The organism is Streptomyces sp. NPDC060198 (assembly GCF_042728415.1).
GTDB lineage: Bacteria > Actinomycetota > Actinomycetes > Streptomycetales > Streptomycetaceae > Streptomyces.
Window position 1 is genome coordinate 1 of sequence record NZ_JBHWZJ010000365.1, and the last position, 6,923, is coordinate 6,923.

At 71.0% G+C, this 6,923-nt stretch carries 3 protein-coding genes; 1 reads left to right on the top strand and 2 read right to left on the bottom strand.

Annotated elements, in window-relative coordinates:
- The first annotated feature begins 184 nt into the window (after positions 1-184).
- Entirely contained in the window at positions 185-922 is a 738-nt protein-coding gene (locus tag ACFWEP_RS29285) for a hypothetical protein (RefSeq protein ID WP_387374475.1), read from the top strand.
- 147 nt (positions 923-1,069) lie between these two features.
- On the opposite strand, the gene ACFWEP_RS29290 is transcribed toward ACFWEP_RS29285, so the two are convergent.
- Positions 1,070-1,483, bottom strand: coding sequence for a hypothetical protein (locus ACFWEP_RS29290; protein ID WP_387374477.1), 414 nt, complete (start codon positions 1,481-1,483; stop codon positions 1,070-1,072).
- Positions 1,484-1,496: 13 nt separating this feature from the next.
- Positions 1,497-6,923: polymorphic toxin type 27 domain-containing protein (locus ACFWEP_RS29295; protein WP_387374479.1), on the bottom strand; the 5,427-nt coding region annotated here is incomplete at its 5' end.

Genomic DNA, 6,923 nt, shown 5'->3' on the forward strand with positions numbered 1-6,923 from the left:
GGCCGGTCCGTCGGAATACTTCCGGCGGGCCGGCCACCGGCGTGTCCGGGACCCGGCCGCCGTGGCCCGGCGGCTCGGGGCGGGCCCGGCTCCGACCCCGAATTGTTACTCGCCGCAAGATCATCCGTCGGTAGGATCGTTCTTCGTCCTTGCTCAGGAACTGACCTATTTCCAGGAGACATTGGTGTTCATCGGTAGAATTCTTCCGGCCGCAATCGTCCTGCCCGTCCTCGTGCTTGCTTCGGCCTGCAGTGCGGACACGCACGACAAGGCCGCGGAGAAGAAGCCCGCGGTCGCCGGCAAGGAGTCGCCGAGCAAGCAGGACGAGGCCGCCGAGAAGGCCACCGAGAACGCCAAGAAGATGGGCGCCGTCCCGCCCGCCGAATTGGAGAAGGCGGCTCTTTCCGGAAAGGCCGCCGGGTACGAGATGAAGAAGGTCTCCGAGGCGGAGGTTGCCGCCGGGCTGGACATGAAGGCCGACAAGAAGGAGTGCCAGCCCCTGGCCAGTCTGGCGGGCGGGACCACCAGTATCGCGCCGGTGAGCCTCGTGCACCGCTCTCTGGAGCCCTCGGACGCCAAGAACGCGACGGTCGGCTCCATGTGGCTGGCCTCGCACTCCGAGAAGAACGCGAAGCAGGTCATGAACGACCTGCGCACCGCGTTGAAGGAATGCCCGAAGGGTTTCAAGACACTCGGCCTGGCCTACAAGGCCGTCAAGCGGCTCGGTGACCCGGATCTCGGGGACGAGGCTGTCAGCTACGACATCACCACCGCCGTCTCCGACCAGACGATTCCCACGACCTACACGGTCGTGCGGCACGGCGGTGTGATCGCCGCCTTCTACGGGGTCAACATGCTGGACACGAAGAAGGCCGCCGTCCCGGCGAAGCTGGTCGAGGAGCAATTGAAGATGCTGGGCTGAGGAAACGTTCGACCGAGGAGAAACAAAGGAACAGAAACCACAGAATGCCTGGGCCGTGAATCCGACCCAGGCATTCCGCGTTCACGGCGACCGCCGGGGACAGCGCCGCATCGCGGCACCGCCCCCGGCGGATCCGGCCGACCGCGGTCAGCCGATCTGCCCCGATTCTGCGGGGAATTCCGGCGGCCAGGGTTCACGCGGGTCGTACAACGACTGCCGCTCCCCCATCGCCTCGTAGTCCGCCTCTCGCCAGGACGGCCGGCCGCTGCGGACGAAGCTGTCGCCGTCCCGCTCCAGCATCCAGGTGTAGGCGGCGTCCTCGGCGGAGATGCCGTGCCGTTCGCTGAGCACGCCGAACTCGGCCGCGTTCGCCCGCCGGACGTAAAGCCCGTTCTCGTAGAGAGGCTTGAGGAACATCAGCGAGACATGGCCGAAGTAGACCTCGACCCGTGTCGTGGTCCGGTCCACCAGGGTGGCCTCACTCGTCAGAAAGAGCTGCCGGTGCGAAGGGTTGAACCCGCTGACTCTGAAGAGTCGCCCTTCCCGGACGAAATCTGCCATTCCCATCATCTGATCATACATCGGGCACCATCTCGCCGTTGGCATACTTGAAGCGCTCCGGATAGACCCGTACGACCTTGCCCGCATCGTTGGTCATGTACCACTCGATGGACGACCACGGACGCGCCTCGGTCCTGACGGCCGTACGGAGTTTGCCCATCTCCCACGCGGTTCCGTAGCCGGTGGACTGGATGACCTCCCAGTTGCTCTTCTCGATCGTCTCCGCTCGCGCCAGAAGCGACGCCAACGCCTCGTCGGCGTTCTTGGCACCGGCGACACCGTCCAGGGTCACGGAGATCTTCACGGTCTCGTTGGCCACCGCGTTCTCCACGCCCACCGTCCAGATGGCACGCTTCCCCATCCCCAGGCCCTCCGCCAGTTCGGCGGAGTACGCGTCACCGTTGAACGTGTGCGAGCCGGAGATGGACTTGGCCAGGTTGTCCGAGTAGGGATTGACCCCGAGGACGACGTGATCGCCGTCCTTCACCAGGTCCTTGAGGAACTTCCTCGCGCATTCGGTGACGTCGTCCGCGCCGGCCGCGGCGGCAGCGAACACCGTAACCTTGAAGGTCGCGGGGCCCAGCTTCGCGCACGCCTCGGAGAGCTTCCGGATGACCCGGCTGATGATGCCCTGGACAGCTCCCTCAGTCAGACCGAGGGAGCGGAGCGCCAGCCAGGCGTCGGTGAACGCGATCCCGGTCTTGAGGGAAGCGTCCAGCGCCGTCACCGCCGCCTTGGCCGCCTTGAAGAGCGCGCCGGCCACGAACCAGCCCGCTACCCAGGCGCAGTCGGTGCCGCTTCCGCCGGAGACGAACGGCGTGATCAGTTTGGCGCAGCCGATGAAGTCGCCGAGCAGGATGTCAATCGGGTCGATGCCCGAGTTGAACTCGACCATCGTCAGCGTGTAGGACATCCGCTCGGTCGTGGGGTCCGAGACCTCGGGGCCGAGGTATACCGTGTCCGCTTCCGGGCAGCTTCCCGAGTAGGACTGCGACTCGGCCAGGCACATGAACAGGTCGACGTGCGACCTGTAAGTGACGTCGGCCGTGATGGTGCAGTCGCCGAAGTGGATGATCGGGTTGCAGTTGTCCTTGTCGACGTTCTTCGGGTCGCCGATGTACTCGATGTGGTCGAGGACCGGCCACACCCCACCGATCCCGGTGGTGGCACCCTGCGTGATCTGGTCGTTGTTGTCCTGCTTCTCGGTACGGTCCGCAGCCTGCTGAGCCTCGTCCGCCGCGTCCCACGCGCCGTCGGCGGCCTCTTCCGCCGCCGTCGCGTCGGTCTCCGCCTGGGTGGCGGTGTCGCGTGCGCTGGCCGCGTCTTCCTCGGCCTGGGTGGCCGTGGCGCGGGCCGAAGCGGCGTCGTGCTCCGCCTCGGTGGCGGCGGCGTCCGCCGCTGCCGCGTCCGTGGCGGCGTCGTTCGAGGCCGTCCAGGCCCTCACCACGTCCGCGCCCGCCGACTGGACGTAGCCGTCGGCACGGTTCGCCGACGCCTCGGCGAGCTTCGCGTCCTTCGCGGCCTGGGTGGCCGAGGCCTGGGCCCGCTGGTACGCCTTGGCGGCGCGGGCCGCGTCGGACGCGGCCGCTGCCGATGCCTCGGCCGCGAGCTTCATGTCTGCCGCGGCCTGGGCGGCGAGGGCCTTCGCCTCCGCGGAGAACCCCTGGGCGAGATCGGCGGTGGCGGTCGCCGCAGCCGCCTGCTGCTGCGAGACCGTCAGGGACTGCTGGCCGGTGAGTGTCGCGAACGCGGCCGAACTGTCGTTCTCCTGGTACGGCGTGCCGAGAGCGATCGCCTCGTTCGCCGGCTTGATCACCGCTGCCGCGGAGTCCCGCGCCGCGAGTGACGACTGCACGGCCGCGAGCGCCTTGCCCGCGGTGACCGCAGCCCATGACGCCGTCTGCAGCGCCTCACTGCGCGCCGCGGTCGCTTCCTCCTTGGCCTTCTTGGCCGCGGCGGAAGCCTTCTCCGACTGTTCCTTGGCGCCCTTGGCATCGAGCGCCGCCGCCTCGGAGGCGTCGATCGCCTCGGCCGCGGCGGCATGGGCCGCGGCGGCGGAACCGACCGCCACCCAATACGAGGCCCAGGTGGCGTCGGAAGCCGCCTTGGCGCGCGCTGCCGCGCCCTGCGCCTTGGTGGCGGCCTCGCGGGCGGTGGTGGCCGCGGTCGTCGCCGCGTTCGCCGCGGCACGCGCGCTGGTGGCCGCCGTCGTCGCCGTGTCGGCGGCAGCCCGCGCGTCGGTGGCGGCGGCACGAGCGGCCTCGGCCGCGTCCGTACCGGCCACAGCCGCGGCGTGCGCCTCCAGGGCAGCGGCCTTCGCGCTCAGCGAGTCCCGCCGCTGCTCGGCCTCCAATGCCTTGTCGCGGGCGTCGACCGCGTCGCGCTCCGCCTGCTCGGCATCACCCCTGCGGGCCGACGCCGTACTTCCAGCAGCCTCCGCAGAGGTCCGGGCGTCACTGGCGATCCGGCCCTGCTCGGCCGCCTCCGCCTCCGATGCGGAAGCCTTGTCCCGCTCGCTCTCCGCGGTGGCCCGGTAGGCCGCGGCGTTGGCGCGCTCCAGTTCAGCGACGGCGCGCGATGCCTGGGCGTCGGCAGCGGCCTGGCGTGCGTCCTCCTCCTCCGCCAGGGCGGTTTCCTTGGCCTTCTTGGCGGTCGCGGCGTTCGCCGCGGCCGAGGCAGCGTAGGCGTCGGCGCTGTCCGCCGCCGCCTTCGCCTGGGCTGCCGCCTCCTCCGCGGCGACCCGCCGGAACTCGGTGTTCAGCGCGTGCGCCTCGGTCTGCGCCAGCGCGAGCAGCGCGGACGAGGTCTCGGCGGTGGCGTTGACGGCCTGAAGCGTGGTCTCCGTCGCCTTGGCGGCGGCCTCGGCGGCCGCGCCGGACGCGCGGGCGACCTGGACCGACTGCTGGGCGTACATCAAGCCCCGGCCGCGCGGGACTTCGGCCGCGTCGGCTATCGCCCAGGCGTCCTCCTGCGCGTCGACGGCCTTCTGCGCGGCGGCCTTCGCGGTGGCGGAGTGCGCCTTCGCGGAGGTGACCAGTGCGGCGACCTTGCCACGGGTGGTGGCGAGATCGGCGTTGGCCTTGTCGAACATCGCCTGCTTGGGCTTGAACAGGTCGTCCGGGTCGTTCTCCAGCGTGTCGTGCCAGACGCGCTGCCAGGTGAGGATCTGCTCGGCGCGCCACGCCTGGCCGATGGCTTCGACCATGTCGTCGGTGGCCTCACGCGTGGCGGCCGACGCGTCGGCCTCCGCCTGCGTGATCAGGGTGCGGGGCGCGGCCTGGGCGGCGTACTCCGCCTCCCACTCGGTATGTGCCTGCGCGGTCACCGCGGAGAGCTTGTTCCGCGGGTCGGTGGGTTCCGCGCTGTCACAGGTGGCCCAGGACTGCTTGAGGTTCTCCACCTCTTCGCGGAACTCCGGGCTGTCCTTGGCCGGGGCCTCGGTCAGGAAGCCGCCGTGCCGGAGGTAGGACGCGATGTCGCTGCCGGTGGTACCGCCCGCGTAGCGGGTGTTGGCCATCTCGCTGTCGCGGAGCATGACATCGGCGGTCCAGTCGTACCAGGAGTCCTTGCCCCGGTTGTCCTCGGTGATCTCCTTGGCGCGCGCGACGGACTCCGCGCCGGCGTTGCTGTGCCCGTCCCAGCCGAGACGGCCGGAGATCTTCTCCTGGGTGAAGAGGGTGAACTGCAGGACCTCTTCGTCGAAGGCCGGTACGTGCCATTCCATGTCGTCGCTGAAGAACGCCGACTCGGCGTACGGCTTGTTGGCCTTCTCCAGCGCGTTCGACCGGGCCGCCAGCGCGTCCCGGTAGTCGAACGCGGCCTGCACGTCACGGGTGCGTGCCTGGCCCAGCGGTTCGAGACCGATCCATCCGATGTCACCGACGGCCGCGCGCAGATCGGCATTGGTGCCGGACAGCGCCGCGACGGCCTCGGCCTTCATCTCGGGTCCGCCCGCGTGCAGCGCGACACCGGCGATGCACCGGTCCAGGCGCGGGGTGCTGCGGGTCGTGCCGATCAGTTCGGTGAGTTCGGTCAGCTTGCGCTGAGCGTCGTCGGCGTCGGTGAAGACCTGCTGGATGCCGGTGCTCACCTGCTCGATCGCCGCCGCGAGCGCGGGAATCCGGCCGACGACGACGGCGGACGAGGCGATGTCCACCAGGTCCCAGAGGCAGCTCTCGACGCCGCTGTAGCTCAGGCACTCCTTGACGTCGGCCACGCCGAGCTCGTCCAGGAGGATCTGTCCGCCGTGGGCCGCGACCCAGTCGAGGACGTGGACGGAGACGGCCGCGTACGCGTCGCGGTAGTCGTCGACACAGCTCTGGCCGCACTTGGCCAGCAGGATGGCTTCCTGCTGCTCACCCAGCTCGGCCCACGAGGAGGGACCACCCGGAATCGGGTAGTCGCCTTCCTCCATGGCCTGCTGGTGCTGCTGCTCGTTCTCCTCCCGCTGCTCCTTCTCCGCCTGGTCGGCGGCCTCCTCGGCGGCAGTGCTGTCGCCGTCGGCGTCCGAGGCGCGCTCCTCCGCCTCCTTGGCGTCCTTGTCCGCCTTGTCGGCCTGTGCCTTGGCCTCCGCGGCGGCCCGGGCCGCGCGGTCGTCGGCTTCGGCGGCCTTCAGGGCGTCGCGTTCGGCGTCGGTGGCCTCGCGGTCCGCGTCACCGGCGACGGTGTCGGTCGAGTTGGCCGTCTGCTGGGCACTGAGCGCGTCGTTGCCCGCCTGCTGCGCGTAGCCGGACGCCGTGTCGGCGGCCTTCTTCGCGCCTTCCCGGGAGGAGGCCGCGTCCTGGGCCGACTCCTGAGCCGCTGCCGCGGCGGCAATGGCGCGTGCCGAGTCTCCGGCGGCCTGTGCCGCCGCCTCGGCCGCGACCTTGACGTCGCCCTGGGCCTGTTCGGCGAGCTGCTGGGCGTCCTCGGCCGCCTGCTCCGCCTCCGCGGCCTTGGCCGCCGCGGCGGCCGCCTGCTGCTCGGCCACCGTCTTGGACTTCTGGCCGGTCAGGACGGCGAACGCGGCGGCGCTGTCGGTCTCCTGGTACGGCATGCCGAGCGCGATGGCGTCGGCCGATGCGGCCACCGCCTTGGTCGCGCTGTCCCGGGCTGCGAGAGCCGCCTGGCCTGCTGCGTAGGCCCGGCCCGCGGTGACCGCGGCCGAGTCGACGGCCTGCGCGGCCTCGATCCCTGCCGAGGTCGCCTCGTCGCCGGCCCGCTTCGCCAGGGCGGATGCCTGGTCCGACGCGGTGGCGGCGTTCCGGGCGCGAAGGGCCGCGTCGCCGGCGGCGTCGAGTGCCTTGGCAGCCTCGGCGCGTGCGGTCGCCGCGGCGCCGGTCGACGCGAGGTACGCCGACCACGCGGCGTCCGCGTCGGCCTGGGCCCGTCCGGCGGCCCCCTCGGCCTTCGTCGCGGCGGACCGCGCGGAGACCGCCGCGGCGGTCGCGTCGTCCGCCGC

Excerpts from the sequence above, each read along its gene's own strand:
- ACFWEP_RS29290 (WP_387374477.1), bottom strand. The coding sequence starts at position 1,483 with ATGGCAGATTTCGTCCGGGAAGGGCGACTCTTCAGAGTCAGCGGGTTC.